This window comes from Pseudomonas haemolytica (assembly GCF_009659625.1).
GTDB classification, from domain to species: domain Bacteria; phylum Pseudomonadota; class Gammaproteobacteria; order Pseudomonadales; family Pseudomonadaceae; genus Aquipseudomonas; species Aquipseudomonas haemolytica.
Genome location: NZ_VOIW01000001.1, coordinates 152,095 through 170,663, shown reverse-complemented (window position 1 = coordinate 170,663; position 18,569 = coordinate 152,095). Strand labels below are relative to the sequence as shown.

13 protein-coding genes are annotated in these 18,569 nt (G+C 59.3%); 11 read left to right on the top strand and 2 right to left on the bottom strand.

Translation table 11 applies throughout. The features are described from left to right. Window positions 1–123 precede the first annotated feature (123 nt). The 10 genes from FRT59_RS00830 to FRT59_RS00785 all read left to right on the top strand — a co-directional run bounded on the left by FRT59_RS00830 (window position 124) and on the right by FRT59_RS00785 (window position 15,329). Complete coding sequence (locus FRT59_RS00830; protein WP_153870168.1) at window positions 124–1,725, top strand: ABC transporter substrate-binding protein; 1,602 nt, start codon at window positions 124–126, stop codon at window positions 1,723–1,725. Between the two features lie 258 nt (window positions 1,726–1,983). Beyond that, the gene (locus FRT59_RS00825) at window positions 1,984–3,612 is read left to right on the top strand and encodes an ABC transporter substrate-binding protein (protein WP_034118078.1); all 1,629 of its coding nucleotides are present in this window, start codon (window positions 1,984–1,986) and stop codon (window positions 3,610–3,612) included. Window positions 3,613–3,917: 305 nt separating this feature from the next. Continuing rightward, window positions 3,918–5,522 (top strand): ABC transporter substrate-binding protein, encoded by a 1,605-nt coding sequence (locus FRT59_RS00820; RefSeq protein ID WP_034118077.1) that lies wholly within the window; start codon window positions 3,918–3,920, stop codon window positions 5,520–5,522. 170 nt (window positions 5,523–5,692) lie between these two features. Next, window positions 5,693–7,093 carry an OprD family outer membrane porin gene (locus FRT59_RS00815; protein WP_034118076.1) on the top strand — a complete coding sequence of 467 codons (1,401 nt, stop codon included), beginning with the start codon at window positions 5,693–5,695 and terminating at the stop codon, window positions 7,091–7,093. A gap of 80 nt (window positions 7,094–7,173) precedes the next feature. Further along, entirely contained in the window at window positions 7,174–8,769 is a 1,596-nt protein-coding gene (locus FRT59_RS00810) for an ABC transporter substrate-binding protein (protein ID WP_153870167.1), read from the top strand. A gap of 75 nt (window positions 8,770–8,844) precedes the next feature. Then, window positions 8,845–9,855, top strand: coding sequence for an ABC transporter permease subunit (locus FRT59_RS00805; RefSeq protein WP_003171721.1), 1,011 nt, complete (start codon window positions 8,845–8,847; stop codon window positions 9,853–9,855). Between the two features lie 10 nt (window positions 9,856–9,865). Next, window positions 9,866–10,777, top strand: a complete 912-nt coding sequence (locus tag FRT59_RS00800) for an ABC transporter permease subunit (RefSeq protein WP_005784738.1) — start codon at window positions 9,866–9,868, stop codon at window positions 10,775–10,777. Window positions 10,778–10,787: 10 nt separating this feature from the next. Further along, window positions 10,788–11,756, top strand: coding sequence for an ABC transporter ATP-binding protein (locus tag FRT59_RS00795; protein WP_014716896.1), 969 nt, complete (start codon window positions 10,788–10,790; stop codon window positions 11,754–11,756). Further along, window positions 11,756–12,727, top strand: coding sequence for a peptide ABC transporter ATP-binding protein (locus tag FRT59_RS00790; protein WP_034118074.1), 972 nt, complete (start codon window positions 11,756–11,758; stop codon window positions 12,725–12,727). Before FRT59_RS00795 ends, FRT59_RS00790 begins: the two co-directional genes overlap by 1 nt. A gap of 343 nt (window positions 12,728–13,070) precedes the next feature. Continuing rightward, the gene (locus FRT59_RS00785; protein WP_153838910.1) at window positions 13,071–15,329 is read left to right on the top strand and encodes a TonB-dependent siderophore receptor; all 2,259 of its coding nucleotides are present in this window, start codon (window positions 13,071–13,073) and stop codon (window positions 15,327–15,329) included. A 66-nt stretch (window positions 15,330–15,395) separates the two neighbouring features. Here FRT59_RS00785 and FRT59_RS00780 read toward each other — a convergent pair whose 3' ends face one another. Both FRT59_RS00780 and FRT59_RS00775 read right to left on the bottom strand, forming a co-directional pair. Continuing rightward, window positions 15,396–15,650, bottom strand: a complete 255-nt coding sequence (locus FRT59_RS00780; RefSeq protein WP_153870166.1) for a hypothetical protein — start codon at window positions 15,648–15,650, stop codon at window positions 15,396–15,398. A gap of 278 nt (window positions 15,651–15,928) precedes the next feature. Further along, window positions 15,929–17,512, bottom strand: a complete 1,584-nt coding sequence (locus FRT59_RS00775; protein ID WP_034118071.1) for a peptide chain release factor 3 — start codon at window positions 17,510–17,512, stop codon at window positions 15,929–15,931. A 331-nt stretch (window positions 17,513–17,843) separates the two neighbouring features. Here FRT59_RS00775 and FRT59_RS00770 point away from each other — a divergent pair, with 331 nt between their 5' ends. Beyond that, window positions 17,844–18,560 (top strand): ABC transporter permease, encoded by a 717-nt coding sequence (locus FRT59_RS00770; RefSeq protein ID WP_004372306.1) that lies wholly within the window; start codon window positions 17,844–17,846, stop codon window positions 18,558–18,560. Window positions 18,561–18,569: the final 9 nt, after the last annotated feature.

Here is an 18,569-nt window from a genome sequence, read left to right as displayed (position 1 = left end):
CCCACGGGCGCCTGATCTGACGGCCCACATCGCAGCCTATTCCTGAGTCAAGAAAACCGCGTTAACCTCGTTGACGCCGTTTTCGTTCGGGCCGCTTTAAGAGCGGCCATTTCAGGGGTCTCCATGGAAAGAATTGCCGTCAAGCCACTGCTCCTCGCCGCAAGCCTCCTGGCCTTTATGCCAATGGCCCAGGCTGCCGCCACCCTGGTCTACTGCTCCGAAGCCAGCCCTGCCGGCTTCGACCCCAGTCAATACACCAGCGGCACCGACTTTGATGCCTCGGCCGAAACCGTGTTCAACCGCCTGACCCAGTTCAAGCGCGGCGGCACCGAAGTCGAACCAGGCTTGGCAACAAGCTGGGATGTGTCCAAAGACGGCCTGACCTACACCTTCCACCTGCGCGATGGCGTCAAGTTTCACACCACCGCCTACTTCACCCCGACCCGCGATTTCAACGCCGATGATGTGCTGTTCACCTTCAATCGCCTGCTCGATGCCGACAGCCCGTTTCGCAAGGCCTACCCTTCGGAATCGCCGTACTTCACCGACATGGGCTTGAACACCACGATCAAGAGCGTCGATAAAGTCGATGAGCACACCGTGCGTTTCAACCTGAACAATGTCGATGCCTCGTTCGTGCAGAACCTGTCCATGAGTTTCGCCTCGGTGCAATCAGCCGAATACGCCGCCCAGCTGTTGAAAGAAGGCAAGGCCGAGGACATTAATCAGAAACCCGTCGGCACTGGGCCGTTTGTGTTCAAGCGTTACCAGAAAGACTCGCAGATCCGCTACGAGGCGAATAAACAGTATTGGAAACCCGAGGATGTGAAACTCGACAACCTGGTGTTCGCCATCACCCCGGACGCCGCCGCGCGCCTGCAGAAACTCAAGGCCGGCGAATGCCAGGTCAGCGGCTACCCGCGCCCCGCCGACATCGAAGTCATGAAGCAAGACCCGAACCTGCGTGTGCTGCAACAAGCCGGTTTCAACCTGGGCTTCCTGGCCTACAACGTGACTCACCCGCCGCTGGACCAGCTCAAGGTGCGCCAGGCCCTGGACATGGCCATCGACAAGCCAGCAATCATCAAGGCCGTGTACCAGAGCGCCGGACAATTGGCGCAGAACGCATTGCCACCGGCGCAGTGGTCTTATGACGCAAGCATCCACGATGCGCCCTACGATCCGACCAAGGCGCGGTTGCTACTAAAAGAAGCAGGGGTTGCACCAGGTACCACCATCAACCTGTGGGCGATGACCGTGCAACGCGCCTCAAACCCGAATGCGCGCATGTCCGCTCAAATGATCCAGCAGGATTGGGCCAAAGTCGGCATCAAGGCCAATATCGTCAGCTATGAGTGGGGCGAATACATCAAGCGCGCCAAAAATGGCGAACACGATGCAATGATTTATGGCTGGACCGGCGACAACGGCGACCCGGATAACTGGCTTGGCGTGCTCTACAGTTGTGCCGCGGTCAAGGGCAGTAATTATGCCAAATGGTGTAACCCAGGCTACGACAAGCTGGTGCAGCAAGCCAAGGTCAGCAATGACCGCGAGCAGCGCATCAAGTGGTATCAACAGGCGCAGAAAATCCTTAAGGAACAGGTACCTATAACGCCTATCGCAAACTCGACGGTTTTTCAGCCGTTACGCAAGGAAGTGCACGACTTCAAAATCAGCCCCTTCGGGCTCACACCCTTTTACGGCGTGAGTCTAGATAAGTAACAACCGCGCCCCAACCGAGTGCGCTAGACGCCTCGGTTGAGCTTTTCTGGTGCGCTCGCCGCACCGAAAAAACCCTCCAAACAGGCACATTTGTGTCTAAACTTTCATAATTGCGACATTCCTGTACGTTCGTACCACAGTTTGTCGCTACCGACCGCTCAGCATCTTGCATTGGGTATGGCGCCTGCATAAGTATCCGCAGGCCGACTCACGAGGTCGCCCTCACCACCAAAAATGACAACAAATCATGAGGCCAACATGCTTAAACACGCAGTCCTTCCGTTATTAGTGAGCGCTGGCCTTATGGCCGCAGCCCCCGTAGCCCTTGCGGCAACTAACCTGGTGTTCTGCTCCGAAGGGAGCCCGGCCGGTTTCGACCCAGGCCAGTACACCACCGGAACAGACTTCGATGCCTCGGCCGAAACCATGTTCAACCGCCTGAGCCAGTTCGAACGTGGCGGCACCGCCGTTGTTCCTGGCCTGGCCACCAGCTGGGACGTGTCCCCGGACGGTCTGACGTATACCTTCCACCTTCGCGAAGGCGTCAAGTTCCATACCACCCCGTACTTCAAGCCTACTCGTGAATTCTCGGCTGACGACGTACTGTTCACCTTCAACCGGATGATCAATAAAGACGATCCATTCCGTAAGGCCTACCCCACCGAGTTCCCGTACTTCACGGACATGGGGATGGACACCAACATCAAGAACATCGAGAAAGTCGATGACCATACCGTCAAGTTCACCCTTGGCACCGTGGACGCGGCTTTCATCCAGAACCTGGCCATGAGCTTCGCGTCGATCCAGTCCGCTGAATATGCTGCGCAGTTGTTGAAGGAAGGCAAACCTGCCGACATCAACCAAAAACCAGTCGGCACTGGCCCGTTCGTGTTCAAGAGCTACCAGAAAGACTCGAACATTCGCTACACCGGCAACAAGGACTACTGGAAGCCTGAAGACGTGAAGATCGACAACCTGATCTTCGCTATCACCACCGACCCGTCGGTGCGTATCCAGAAGCTCAAGAAAAACGAATGCCAGATCACCCTGTTCCCACGTCCGGCCGACCTCAAGGCGCTAGGCGAAGACAAGGATCTGAAACTGCCGCACCAGGCCGGTTTCAACCTGGGCTACATCGCCTACAACGTCATGCCGGTACTCAAGGGCCAGACCGCCGCCAACCCGCTGTCCGACCTGCGCGTACGCGAAGCCCTGGACATGTCGGTGAACAAGCAGCAAATCATCGACTCCGTGTACCAGGGTGCCGGCCAGTTGGCGGTCAACGCCATGCCGCCGACCCAGTGGTCGTATGACACCACTATCAAGGATGCCAAGTACGATCCGGCCAAGGCCAAGGAACTGCTCAAGGCAGCCGGCGTCAAGGAAGGTACCGAAATCACCCTGTGGGCCATGCCGGTTCAACGTCCGTACAACCCGAATGCCAAGCTGATGGCCGAGATGCTGCAGAACGACTGGAAACAGATCGGCCTGAAGGTCAACATCGTCAGCTACGAGTGGGGCGAGTACATCAAGCGCTCCAAAGGCGGCGAGAACCAGGCCATGATCATTGGCTGGAGCGGCGACAATGGTGACCCGGACAACTGGCTGAACGTACTGTTCGGCTGCGACTCGCTGTCGGGTAACAACTTCTCCAAATGGTGCGACAAGAAATTCGACGGTATCGTCAAAGAAGCCAAGGCCACATCGGATGTCGCCAAACGCACCGAGCTGTACAAGCAGGCGCAACATATCCTCAAAGATGCAGTCCCGATGACACCTATCGCGCACTCGACGGTGTATCAACCCATGCGTAATACCGTACAGGACTTCAAGATCAGCCCGTTTGGCTTGAACTCCTTCTACGGCGTTAGCGTCAGCGGCAAGTAATGATCAATAACGGCGACGTTTCTTAACGTCGCCGTTATTCCATCTGCCTGGGCCATAGGAAACAGACCACGCTTGCAATCGTTGCCGTCCTACAGCAACGAACTGCGCCCCGTGCCTCCGTTACCTACAAGGTTAGTCAGATTTGACGCATTTACTGCAAGGTCAACGACCAATAACGTCGTAGGACAGCAGAGGCATCATTCTGGGAAGGGCACTTGCTGTGTGTGGGATCAGTGACATCTCCCTGGCCGGACGCCAGAGGGATGGCTCGCTGTTGATAACTACAAACAAGGATCGGGATTGTCATGCGCCATACCACCGTTCTATCCGCGATGTTTGCCACCAGCCTGCTGGCTGTGGCCACGATGGGCCAAGCGGCCGAGAAGAAGAGCCTGGTGTTCTGTTCCGAAGGCAGCCCGGCAGGGTTTGACACTGCGCAATACACCACCGCCACCGACAACGACGCAGCCGAGCCGCTGTACAACCGCCTGGTCGAGTTTGAAAAGGGCGAGACCAACGTCGTTCCTGGGCTAGCGACCAAGTGGGATATTTCCGAAGACGGCCTGACCTACACCTTCCACCTGCGTGAAGGGGTGAAATTCCACAGCAACAAGGAATTCAAGCCGACGCGGGACTTCAACGCCGACGACGTGCTGTTCACCTTCAACCGCATGCTTGACCCCGACCACCCGTTCCGCAAGGCCTACCCCACCGAGTTTCCGTACTTCAACGGGATGAGCCTGAACAAGAATATCGCCAAGGTCGAGAAAACAGGCCCCTATACCGTGGTGATGACCTTGAACACGGTCGACGCCGCGTTTGTACAGAATATCTCCATGAGCTTCGCCGCAATCCTCTCGGCCGAATACGCCGAGCAGTTGCTCAAGCAAGGCCGGCCCAGCGACATCAACCAGAAGCCGATCGGCACTGGCCCTTTCGTGTTCCAGCGCTACCAGAAAGACTCGCAGATCCGCTATGTGGGCAACAAACAGTACTGGGACCCGAGCCGGGTCAAGCTTGATCAACTGATCTTCGCCATCAACACCGACGCCTCGGTGCGGGTGCAGAAGCTCAAGGCCGGCGAATGCCAGGTGACCCTGCATCCGCGCCCGGCCGATGTCGAGGCCCTCAAGGCCGACCCGAACCTGCAACTGCTGACCAAGCCTGGCTTCAACCTCGGCTACATCGCCTACAACGTGCGCCACAAGCCGTTCGATCAGCTCGAAGTACGCCAGGCGCTGGACATGGCGGTGAACAAGCAGAGCATCCTCAACGCCGTGTACCAGGGCGCCGGGCAACTGGCGGTCAACGCCATGCCGCCGACGCAGTGGTCCTACGACGACAGCATCAAAGACGCCGCCTACAACCCGGAAAAAGCCAAGGAGTTGCTCAAGGCTGCCGGCGTCAAGGAAGGCACCGAGATCACCCTGTGGGCGATGCCGGTGCAACGTCCGTACAACCCCAACGCCAAGCTGATGGCCGAGATGCTGCAGAACGACTGGGCCAAAATCGGCCTCAAGGTCAAGATCGTCAGCTACGAATGGGGCGAGTACATCAAGCGCACCAAGAACGGTGAGCACGATGTCAGCCTGATCGGCTGGACCGGCGACAACGGTGACCCGGACAACTGGCTGGGCACGCTCTACAGCTGCGATGCCATCGGTGGCAACAACTACTCCATGTGGTGTGACCCGGCGTACGACAAGCTGATCAAGCAAGCCAAGGTCGTGACCGACCGTGAACAAAGGACTGTTCTGTACAAACAGGCGCAGCAACTGCTCAAGCAGCAGGTGCCGATCACGCCAGTCGCCCACTCGACGGTCAACCAACCGTTAAGCGCCAAAGTCGAAGGCTTCAAGGTGAGCCCCTTCGGCCGCAACGTGTTCTCGGGCGTTAGCATTACCCCATAAGAAAATAACCGGATTGCGGGGAGCGAAGTGGGCTCCCCGGCAAACGCGCAGCTTTTTATTAGGAAACCTCCTACGCCAAACGTTTGCAAAAGCTTGAACGAGTTCCACACCCAATAGCCGGTTCACCTAAAAAGACCGGCATTAAAAAAAGAACCAAAGGAGCTTCACCCATGAAACTGAGCAGCAAAGCGCTTCTGGCCCTGGCCATCAGCAGCATCACGGCAACCGCCTACGCGGAACCCGCCAGCCAGGACTTCGTTCCCACCACGTTGGCCGGAACCAGTGCCCAAAGCGAGGCCAAGGGCTTTATCGAAGATTTCAGCCTGGGCGGCACCACGCGTAACTGGTACTCCCATGAAAGCAAATACCGTGGGGGCACCTTCTCTTACAAGAAACATGGCCAGACCCTGACTGATCGCAACCGTACCAACTGGGTGCAGGGCACTATCCTCAACGCCAGCTCGGGTTTCACCCAGGGCACCGTAGGGGTCAAGACCGAAGTTGCGGTCTACAACGCCCTGGTACTGGATCGCAGCAAGCGTGACATCAAAGGTGGCTCCAACCGTACCCTGGCCGACTCCAATGGCGACGCCGTCGACCAGTGGAGCAAACTGGGCCTGGCCAACGTGCAGTTCCGCGTGTCCAACACCACGTTGACCGCCGGTCGCCAGAACTTCAGCAGCGGCATCATCGACACCATCGGCAACCGTGCCCTGCCGTCGAGCTTCCAGGGCGTGAGCTTCAACAGCGAAGAGTTCAGCAACCTGTCGTTCCAGGGCGGCGTGTTTGACCGCGTTTCGCCACGTAGCGAACAGAGCCTGTCGAAATTCCGTTCCGAGTACACCAGCAACGCCAAGGTCGAAACCGACAAGGTCTACACCCTGGGTGCCAACTACCAGCCGTTCAAGAGCCTGAAGACCAGCTTCTTCGGCGCCAACGTCAAGGACTTCTGGAACCAGTACTACTTCGGTGCAACCCATGAACTGGGTGACAGCCAGCAACTGGCCCTGACTACCGGCTTCAACTACTACAAGACCGTCGATGAAGGCAAAAAGCTGATGGGGGATATCGACAACGATACCTACTCCCTGTCCTTTGGACTGACTCACCAGGCCCACAGCCTGACCTTCGCCTACCAGGCCGTGAACGGTAACGAATACTTCGACTACCTGCACGAAACCAACGGCATCTACCTGGCCAACTCCCTGACGTCTGACTTCAACGGCCCGAACGAGAAATCGTTCCAGGTCGCCTACGCCATCAACATGGCCGAATACGGCGTGCCAGGCCTGAAGTTCAACGCATACTCCGCTCGCGGCTGGGGCATCGACGGCACCCACTACACCGGCAACCGCGGTGTAGTCGGCAAAGGCTACGACGGCATCCAGACCCAGGACGGCGAAAAACACCAGGAATACGGTGTAGGCGCTTCCTACGCAATCCAGAGTGGCCCACTCAAGGCCACCGCGATTCGTGCCACTTACGTCGAGCACCGCGGCAGTGAGTTCCAATCCGACGGCAGCATCAAAGAGTTCCGTCTGGTGACCACTGTTCCATTCAACATCCTTTAATTAGTGCCAGGCAGGCGGTGGGCTCAGGACGAGCTCGCCGTCTACGCTTTTCTGGCTCCAACGATTGCAGAGGGCTCTGAATGAAAATGCTCCCGCTACAAGCCACCATGGCCGCTGCGCTGTTGAGCGTGGCGATCGGCGTTTCGGCCAAACCGCTGGTAGTCTGCACCGAAGCCAGCCCGGAAGGTTTCGACCCGGTCCTGTACACCACCGCCGTGACTGCTGACGCCGCCGCTGAAACCATGTTCAACCGCCTGGTGGATTTCAAGCCCGGCACCACCGAAGTGGTTCCAGCGCTCGCCAAGTCCTGGGACATCAGTGATGACGGCCTGACGTATACGTTCCACCTGCGCGACGACGTCAAGTTCCACACCACCGATTACTTCAAACCTACGCGCAACTTGAATGCCGATGATGTGCTCTGGAGCTTCCAGCGCCAGTTGGACCCGAAACACCCTTGGCATAACAAATCCGCCACGGGCTTCCCCTATTTCGAAAGCATGGGCTTCAAGGAACTGCTCAAGAGTGTCGAGAAGACCGACGACCACACCGTCGTCTTCACGCTGACGCGCCCTGAAGCACCGTTCCTGGCCGATGTCGCGATGCCGTTTACCGCCATCCACTCCGCTGAGTACGCCGACAAGTTGCTCGCCGCCGGCAAGACCGATGAGCTTAATAGCAAGCCGATCGGCACCGGCCCGTTCATCTTCATCCGCTACCAGAAAGATGCTCAGGTACGCTTCAAGGCCAACCCGGAGTACTTCCGTGGCAAGCCGCCGGCCGATCCGTTGATCCTGGCCATTGCGGTCGACAACAACGTGCGCCTGCAAAAACTCAAGGCCAACGAATGTCAGGTCGCGCTGTACCCCAAGCCCGATGACCTTCCCAGCATCAGGAAAGACCCGAACCTGAAGGTCGATGAACTGGCCGCCATGACCACCAGCTACACCGCGCTCAACACCACGCACAAATACATGAGCGACGCGCGGGTGCGTCATGCGATCAACATCGCGTTCGACAAGAAAGGCTACAACGAGTCCCTGTACGGTAAAGGCAACGCACTCGATGCAACCGGCCCGTATCCGCCGACCCTGCTGGGGTTCAGCGACAAACTGAAAAACCCGACCCGCGACCTGGAGAAGGCCCGCGCCCTGCTCAAGGAAGCCGGCGTGCCGGAAGGTACCGAGTTCACCCTGTTTACCCGTAACGGCGGTGGCCCGACCAACCCTAACCCGATGCTCGGCGCCCAGCGTATGCAGGCGGACTTGGCCCAGATTGGCCTGAAGGTCAATATCAAGGTCATGGAATGGGGCGAAATGCTCAAGCGCGCCAAAGCCGGCGAGCACGACATGGTTTCCTCCGGCTGGGCCGGGGATAACGGGGACCCGGATAACTTCCTCACCCCCAACCTGAGTTGCGATGCAGCGAAAAACGGCGAAAACTACGCGCGCTGGTGTAACAAGGAGTTTCAAGACTTGATCGACAAGGCGCGCGCTATCGCTGAACCCGGCCAACGCGCTGCACTCTATGAACAAGCAATGGACGTTTTCGACAAGGACCAACCGTGGATTCCCATGGCCTACCCGAAAATGTTCACCGCCATGCGCAAGAACGTCGAGGGTTATACCCAAAGCCCTCTGACGAACAATAACTTCGCCACCACCCAGGTGAAGTAATAAGAAAAACGCTCGGCACCGTCGATATTGACGGTGCCGAACCTGCCTAACCGGCTGATTGAGGTACACACCAAGATGTTTAGTTTTATTGCCCGCCGATTGGGGTTATTGATCCCCACGTTTTTCGGCATCACGTTGCTGACCTTTGCGTTGATTCGCATGATTCCAGGCGACCCCGTAGAAGTCATGATGGGCGAGCGCCGGGTTGACCCCGAAATGCATGCCCAGGCAATGGAGCGCCTTGGCCTTAACAAGCCGCTGTATGCGCAATACCTGGATTACGTCGGCAAGCTCGCCCAGGGCGATCTTGGCGAATCGCTGCGTACCCGCACCAGCGTGTGGACCGAGTTCACCGCCCTCTTCCCGGCGACCCTGGAACTGTCCATGGCTGCCCTGTTGTTCGCCGGCATCCTGGGCCTGTTGGCTGGGGTAATCGCGGCCTTGAAACGAGGATCCCTGTTCGACCATGGGGTGATGGGCATCTCCCTGGCGGGATATTCGATGCCAATTTTCTGGTGGGGCCTGATCCTGATCATGTTCTTCTCGGTGAGCCTGGGCTGGACCCCGGTTTCCGGGCGTATCGACCTGCTCTACGACATCGAGCCACGCACCGGCTTCATGCTGATCGACACCCTGCTGGCCGACGAACCGGACGCCTTCTGGGACGCCCTGCACCACCTGATCCTGCCGGCCATCGTGCTGGGCACCATCCCGCTGGCGGTGATTGCGCGGATGACCCGTTCGTCGATGCTCGAAGTGCTGCGCGAGGACTACATCCGTACTGCCAAGGCCAAGGGCCTGTCGCCGGCCCGCGTGGTATTTGTGCACGGCCTGCGCAACGCGCTGATCCCGGTATTGACCGTAGTCGGCCTGCAAGTCGGCACCCTGCTGGCCGGCGCCGTACTGACCGAAACCATCTTTTCGTGGCCCGGCATCGGCAAATGGCTGATCGAAGCCATTGGTGCACGGGATTACCCGGTGGTGCAAAACGGCATCCTGCTGATCGCCTGCCTGGTGATCCTGGTGAACTTCGTGGTGGATATCCTCTACGGCTTCGCCAACCCACGCATCCGTCACCAGCGCTGAGATCATGACCATGACTACCTCTACTCCAGTGTCAGCAGTCGATCAGAGCCTGCTGTACCCGTCCCCGTACAAAGAATTCTGGCAAGCCTTCTCCAAGAACAAAGGCGCGGTTGCCGGCCTGCTGTTCATGTTGCTGATTGTGTTCTGCGCGATCTTCGCCCCGTGGGTTGCACCGCATAACCCGAGTGAGCAATACCGCGACTTCCTGCTGACCCCGCCGGCCTGGCTGGAAGGTGGGCAGATGCAGTTCCTGCTCGGGACCGACGAACTGGGCCGTGACTTGCTCTCGCGCCTGATCCAGGGTTCGCGCCTGTCCTTGCTGATCGGCTTGTCGTCGGTGGTGATGTCGCTGATCCCGGGCATCCTGCTGGGGCTGTTCGCCGGGTTCTTCCCGCGCCTGCTCGGCCCGACCATCATGCGCTTGATGGACATCATGCTGGCCCTGCCGTCGCTGCTGCTGGCTGTGGCCATTGTCGCGATCCTCGGCCCTGGCCTGATCAACACCGTGATCGCCATCGCTATCGTGTCGCTGCCGTCCTACGTACGTCTGACCCGCGCCGCAGTAATGGGCGAACTGAACCGCGACTACGTGACTGCCGCCCGCCTCGCCGGCGCCGGCCTGCCACGCCTGATGTTCATCACCGTGCTGCCTAACTGCATGGCACCGCTGATCGTCCAGGCCACCTTGAGCTTCTCTTCGGCGATCCTCGATGCCGCCGCGCTGGGCTTCCTGGGGCTTGGCGTACAACCGCCAACCCCGGAGTGGGGCACCATGCTGGCTTCGGCCCGTGACTACATCGAACGCGCCTGGTGGGTCGTGAGCCTGCCTGGTTTGACTATTTTGCTCAGCGTGCTGGCAATCAACTTGATGGGTGACGGCCTGCGCGATGCGCTGGACCCGAAACTCAAGAACGCCGCCTGAGGAGATTCCCATGTCACTGTTAGAAATCAAGAATCTCAACGTGCGCTTCGGCGACAAGACCGCCGTACCGGTGGTCGATGGCCTCGACATTTCTGTCGACAAAGGCGAAGTACTGGCGATTGTTGGCGAGTCTGGCTCGGGTAAATCCGTGACCATGATGGCGCTGATGGGCCTGATCGAGCATCCCGGTATCGTCACCGCTGACGCCCTGAACTTCGACGGCAAGGACATGCTCAAGCTGAGCAACCGCCAGCGCCGCCAGATCGTCGGCAAAGACCTGGCGATGGTGTTCCAGGATCCGATGACCGCGCTGAACCCCAGCTACACCGTAGGTTTCCAGATTGAAGAAGTGCTGCGCCTGCATTTGAAAATGTCCGGCAAGCAAGCGCGCAAACGGGCTATCGAGCTGCTGGAAAAAGTCGAAATCCCGGGCGCCGCCAGCCGGATGGATGCCTACCCGCACCAACTGTCCGGCGGTATGAGCCAACGTGTTGCGATCGCCATGGCGATTGCCGGCGAGCCGAAACTGCTGATCGCCGATGAACCGACCACGGCGCTGGACGTGACCATCCAGGCGCAGATCATGGAACTGCTGCTGGCCCTGCAGAAAGAGCAGAACATGGGCCTGGTGCTGATCACCCACGACCTCGCGGTGGTGGCTGAAACCGCCCAGCGCGTGTGTGTGATGTACGCCGGCCAGGCCGTGGAAGTCGGCCAGGTGCCGCAATTGTTCGACATTCCCGCTCACCCGTACAGCGAAGCGCTGCTCAAGGCGATCCCGGAACACAGCCTCGGCGCCACGCGCCTGGCCACACTGCCGGGCATCGTACCCGGCCGTTATGACCGCCCGCAGGGTTGCCTGCTATCGCCGCGCTGCCCGTATGTGCAGGACTCCTGCCGTGCCCAGCGCCCGGGCCTTGATCCGAAAAGCAACAGCCTCGCCCGCTGCTTCTACCCGCTGAACCAGGAGGTGGCGTAATGGCCGTCGTTCTTACCGCCCGCGACCTCACCCGTCACTATGAAGTGTCCCGTGGCCTGTTCAAGGGCCACGCCACCGTGCGTGCCCTCAATGGTGTGTCCTTCGAGCTGGAAGCCGGCAAGACCCTCGCCGTTGTGGGCGAGTCGGGTTGCGGCAAATCCACCCTGGCCCGTGCTCTGACGTTGATTGAAGAGCCATCGTCCGGCTCGTTGAAAATCGCCGGGCAAGAAGTAGCCGGCGCCGACAAGGCCCAGCGCAAGCAATTGCGCAAAGACGTGCAGATGGTGTTCCAGAGCCCGTATGCCTCATTGAACCCACGCCAGAAAGTCGGTGATCAACTCGGTGAACCGCTGCTGATCAACACTAACCTCTCCGCTGCCGAACGCCGCGAAAAGGTCCAGGCGATGATGAAGCAGGTGGGTTTGCGCCCTGAGCATTACCAGCGCTACCCGCATATGTTCTCCGGTGGCCAGCGCCAGCGCATCGCATTGGCCCGGGCCATGATGCTGCAACCCAAAGTGCTGGTGGCAGATGAACCGACCTCGGCGCTGGACGTGTCGATCCAGGCCCAGGTGCTCAACCTGTTCATGGATTTGCAGCAGGAATTCAACACGGCCTACGTGTTCATTTCCCACAACCTGGCGGTGGTGCAACACGTTGCCGACGATGTGATGGTGATGTACCTCGGCCGCCCGGTGGAAGTAGGCCCCAAGGAAGACATCTACGCTCGCCCTTTACACCCCTACACCCAGGCGCTGCTGTCGGCCACACCGACCATTCACCCGGACCCGAGCAAGCCGAAGATCAAGATCGTCGGCGAACTGCCCAACCCGCTGAACCCGCCGCCTGGCTGCGCTTTCCACAAACGCTGCCCCTATGCGACCGAACGTTGCAGCAGCGAGGAACCGTTGTTGCGGCCGCTGGATAATCGCCAGGTGGCTTGCCATTACGCGGAGCAATTCGTGGCCTGACGCAACAGAGCAGTTGAAATGAGTTCCACCGCCCTTCCCGCCAGATTGCGCATCAGTCTGGCCGGAGGGGCTTTTTTTTGCGCACATCTCGGGTCGGGAACATCAGTTTGTAACAAAAAGTACACAGAAGAATCCGCGTCTTTCAAGGCACCGCGCTTTGGAAACGTTGGGGCAAAGCGCTTTGCAAAGTGTATAGATTGTAAATGAAATTTACTTTTGTTTGAGAATCAATACCATTACGGCGCAAAGAGAGCGCTGAATATCGTCCGGTTAGCCAAGGTTTTCTGCACAAGGCGATTTAGGCGCATCTCGCTCAATCGCCCCTCCAAAGGACTTTGTGGACATGTCGTCTCAATTCAGACTCAGCCGTTTATCGCTGGCGTTTATCGCTACCCTTTCGTCTCCCGCGTTGCTGGCGGAAAGTGTCGAAAAAGAGCGCGATAAAGTGCCGATCGAAGCGACTGACCTGCCGGTAGACGGCACGCCTCAAGCCTTGGTGCTGGGAGAGACGCGTGTATTGGGCACCGCTGCCGAAGAACTCAAGCAAGCGCCTGGCGTGTCGATCATCACCGCCGAAGACATCAAGAAACGCCCACCTACCAACGACCTGTCGGAGATCATCCGCCGCGAGCCAGGCGTCAACCTGACCGGCAACAGTTCCAGCGGCAGCCGTGGCAATAACCGCCAGATCGACCTGCGCGGCATGGGCCCGGAAAACACCCTGATCCTGATCGATGGCAAACCGTCGACCTCCCGCAACGCCGTGCGTTATGGCTGGAGCGGTGACCGTGACACCCGTGGCGAAACCAACTGGGTGCCGGCCGAAGAAGTCGAGCGTATTGAAATTCTGCGCGGCCCGGCTGCCGCCCGTTACGGCTCCGGTGCCATGGGCGGGGTGATCAACATCATCACTAAACGCCCAACCGACCAATTACACGGCTCGTTGACCGCCTACACCGCCTTCCCCGAAAACGACGCCGAAGGCGCGAGCAAACGCACCAACTTCAATCTCAGCGGCCCGTTGACCGACAGCCTGGCGTTCCGCGTCTATGGCGGGCTGAGCAAGACCGACGCCGATGACGCCGACATCAACCGCTCCGCACAAGCGACCCCCGATTCGCTGGTGGCCGGCCGCGAGGGCGTGCGCAATAAAGACGTCAATGGCTTGCTGAGCTGGCAATTCACCCCCGAGCAAACCCTCGACCTGGAAGCCAGCTACAGCCGCCAGGGCAATATTTTCGCCGGCGACACCATGCTCAACGGCGGTGGCGCATTTGTTGAAAGCCTGGTGGGCAAGGAAACCAGCGTGATTCAACGCAGCAGCTTCTCTGCCACGCACCGCGGCGAATTTGACTGGGGCTCGACCCTGGCCTCGCTGAGCCACGACCTGACCCGCAACGAGCGCCTCAACGAAGGCCTGGCCGGTGCCGGCGAGGGTGCGCCGTCTGCCAGCGCCGGTCGTTTTGAATCACGCTTGCGCAATACCCGGGCCACCGCCGAGGTCAACCTGCCGCTAAGCTTCGGCACCGAGCAGGTGCTGACGCTGGGCAGCGAGTACCTCTACGAGTCGATGAACGATCCAGGCTCGTTGCGCCCGCAAAGCTATGACCCCGGCACCGGCGGCGTCCCCGCCATCCCGGGCGTCAACCGCAACAGCACCAAGACCACCGCGTCGAGCTACGCCTTGTTTGCCGAGGACAACATCGAACTGGGCAGCAAGACCATCATCACCCCCGGCCTGCGCTACGACGATCATGAAGAATACGGCGGCAACTGGAGCCCCAGCCTCAACGCCTCCCATCAGTTGACCGATGAGCTGAGCCTCAAGGGCGGTATTGCCCGGGCGTACAAGACGCCGAACCTGTATCAATCCAACCCCAACTATTTGCTGTACAGCCGTGGCAACGGTTGCAACGCCAGCGAAGCGAACATGGGCGGCTGCTACCTGGTGGGTAATCGCGACCTGAAGCCGGAAATCAGCGTCAACAAGGAAATCGGCCTGGCCTACGACAAGGGCACCTGGCGTACCAGCGCGACGTACTTCCGTAACGACTACAAGAACAAGATCAATGCCAGCAACGAGGCGGCTTTCCGTTTGGGCAATGGTCGCCGCGTATTGGAGTGGGAAAACAGCGGACCGGCACTCGTGCAAGGGGTTGAAGGCAACCTGTTCGTGAGCCTGCGCGACGATCTGGACTGGAACACCAACCTGACCTACATGATCGACTCCAAGGACAAGGACACCGGCGAGCCGTTGAGCATCATCCCCAAGTACACCGTCAACACCACGCTGGACTGGCAAGCCACCGACAAGCTTTCCTTCCAGGTTAGCGGCACCTATTACGGCAAGCAGGAAGCACCGACGCTCAACTCGCGCAGTGCCAACAGCTACGATCGCAGCGCCCAGCAGGATGTCGACCCGTACGGGTTGATGGGCGTGAGCAGCGGTTACGAGTTCAGCAAAAACCTGAGCGTACGCGTGGGTATCAACAACCTGCTGGACAAACGCCTGTCCCGCAAAGGCAATGCCGACGACGCTGGCGCGCAGACCTACAACGAACCGGGCCGCGCTTACTTCGCGTCGGTGACCACATCGTTCTGATCGGGCCGTTGTAAGTTCATGACGTACTCCGCCCGGCTAGCCGGGCGGATTTGGTTCTGGCTGGGGCTAAGTCTGGCTATCGCCTTCATCCGGACCGTCGCTGTCCGGCTCATCAGTGGTGGCGTCATCATCGTCCTTGCTACCGCCCTGGTCCTGGTCACCGGGTTCGGCCTCGGACTTGGCCAGTTGCAGATCGTGGCTATTCACCGCCGTCAGCGCAACACCGCCCTGCACCGGGTTATGCGCCCAGGCTGACGACATCCCCACTGACAACAGCACCAGCACCTTAATCAACAGCACGACTCGTTGAACAATACTCATGGTCGATTCCGTCCAGTCAGTAAATGGGACCCGCACGGCAGTCATTAATTGCCGCCAGCGTTTAAGCTAGTCGCGATGCCGGATTACCGCCAATCTCCAGCCTTTTGGAGATCACAATGTGGGAGGGGGCTTGCTCCCGATTACGGTGTGTCAGCTACAAATCAGCTGGCTGACACACTGCTATCGGGAGCAAGCCCCCTCCCACATTTGAGTGCATTTCAAGCCAATAAAAAGGGCGAAGCCATCACAGCTTCGCCCTTCTCTCGACCGCTCAGACCTTAGTGGTGCTCACGGGTCGCGCGGAATTTCACATCCGGCCAGCGCTCTTCCATCAGCGCCAGGTTGACCCGGGTCGGGGCCAGGTAGGTCAGGTGACCGCCGCCGTCGATCGCGAGGTTTTCCACGGCCTTGTTGGAGAACTCTTCCAACTTCTTCTTATCGCTGCACTCGATCCAACGCGCGGAGTACACGGTGATTGGCTCATAGGAGCATTCGACCTTGTATTCTTCTTTCAAACGGCTGGCGACCACATCGAACTGCAGCACACCAACAGCGCCGAGGATGATGTCGTTGCTGCGCTCCGGGAAGAACACCTGGGTGGCGCCCTCTTCGGCCAATTGCTGCAAGCCTTGGCGCAGTTGCTTGGACTTGAGCGGGTCACGCAGGCGCACGCGGCGGAACAGTTCCGGGGCGAAGTGCGGGATGCCGGTGAAGCCCAGCGCTTCACCTTCGGTGAAGGTGTCGCCGATCTGGATGGTGCCGTGGTTGTGCAAACCGATGATATCGCCGGCGTAGGCTTCTTCGAGCTGTTCACGCTCGGAGGAGAAGAACGTCAGGGCGTCGCCGATGCGCACGTCCTTGCCGGTGCGCACGTGGCGCATCTTCATGCCTTTTTCGTATCTGCCGGAGCAGATGCGCATGAAGGCGATACGGTCGCGGTGTTTGGGGTCCATGTTCGCCTGGATCTTGAACACAAAGCCCGTGAATTTCTCTTCAACCGGCTCTACGGTGCGCTCGTTGGCGACGCGGGCCAGCGGTTTTGGCGCCCAGTTCACTACCGCGTCGAGTACGTGGTCGACACCGAAGTTGCCCAAGGCAGTACCGAAGAACACCGGGGTCAACTGGCCGTCGAGGAACTCCTGCTGGTTGAACGCGTGGCAGGCGCCCTGCACCAGTTCCAGTTGGTCGACGAAGCGGTCGTACTCGTCACCCAAGTGGGCGCGGGCTTCGTCGGAATCAAGCTTCTCGATGATCTTGACGTCAGTGCGCTCGTGGCCGTGACCGGCGGTGTAGACAATGATGTAGTCGTCAGCCAGGTGGTACACGCCCTTGAAGTCGCGGTAGCAGCCAATCGGCCAGGTGATCGGCGCGGCTTTAATCTTCAGGACCGCTTCAATTTCATCAAGCAACTCAATCGGGTCGCGGATATCGCGGTCGAGTTTGTTGATGAAGCTGACGATTGGCGTGTCACGCAGACGGCAAACGTCCATCAGCGCAATGGTGCGTGGCTCAACGCCCTTACCACCGTCGAGGACCATCAAGGCCGAGTCCACCGCAGTCAGGGTGCGGTAAGTATCTTCGGAGAAGTCTTCGTGGCCAGGGGTGTCGAGCAGGTTGACCATGTGGTCGCGATACGGGAACTGCATGACCGACGTGGTAATGGAAATACCCCGTTGTTTTTCCATTTCCATCCAGTCGGAGGTGGCATGGCGGTCGGATTTGCGGGATTTCACCGTGCCGGCCACCGCGATTGCCTTGCCCATCAGCAGGAGCTTTTCGGTGATGGTGGTTTTACCGGCATCGGGGTGGGAAATAATGGCGAAAGTGCGGCGTTTCGCGACTTCGGCGGCCTGGTGGGTCATGGGAAATCGCCTGGCAGGTGAGTCAAAAAAGGGCGGCGAGTATAGCGCAAACCGAGGGTTACAGACCACCGTTCACCCCATTGGGGGTGGCTAAATGCTCTCAAGTGTGGAACCTTTTAAAAGGTAGAGACGTCCACTCCCCTGCTACCGCACTCGGAACAGGGGCTGAAAAATCAGCAAGTTAGCCTGACGAGGCTGCGCTCATGGCTCGAACTCACACCGCATTGCCGGTATAGACGAGCTGCATTTCGCGACCACATACGCCGACAGCCAGGAATGGCATTGCCGCTCGGAAATGTGGACGCCGACAGAAGAAAAAAGGAGTCCGCCTGTGGCTATTCGCTATGGCAAAGGGCTGATAGGAGGAGCGGTTGTCGTCGCTCTCCTGGCCCTGCTGGTCCACTGGATCGGCATCAACACGATCGAACTGTACCGCGACGATTTGTTGTTTTACCTGCAAGCTCATCTGATTCTCGTCCTAGTCTCCATGCTGGCGGCCCTGATTGTGGGCATCCCCGCTGGCATCCTGCTCAGCCGACCGAACATGGTCGGGCGCGCAGAACGTTTCATGCAAATCTTCAACATCGGCAACACCGTCCCTCCCCTGGCCGTACTGGCCATCGCCCTCGGCGTCCTCGGCATCGGCAGCGGCCCGGCCATCTTCGCGCTCTTCCTCGCCTCCTTGCTGCCCATCGTGCGCAACACCTACGAAGGCCTGAAAAACGTTCAGGGCTCCCTGAAAGAAGCCGCCACCGGCATCGGCATGACACCGCGCCAGGTGCTGTTTCGCGTGGAGTTGCCCAACGCCGTGCCGATCATCATCGGCGGTGTGCGTGTAGCCCTGGCGATCAACGTCGGCACCGCGCCGCTGGCGTTCCTGATTGGTGCCAACAGCCTGGGCAGCCTGATCTTCCCCGGCATCGCCCTGAACAACCAGCCGCAACTGCTGCTCGGCGCCGCGTGCACCGCGCTGTTGGCGTTGCTGCTCGACGGCCTGGTGACCATGGCCAGCCGCCTCTGGCTGGAACGCGGGCTGCGTCCGTCTTAAGGCTTGGCA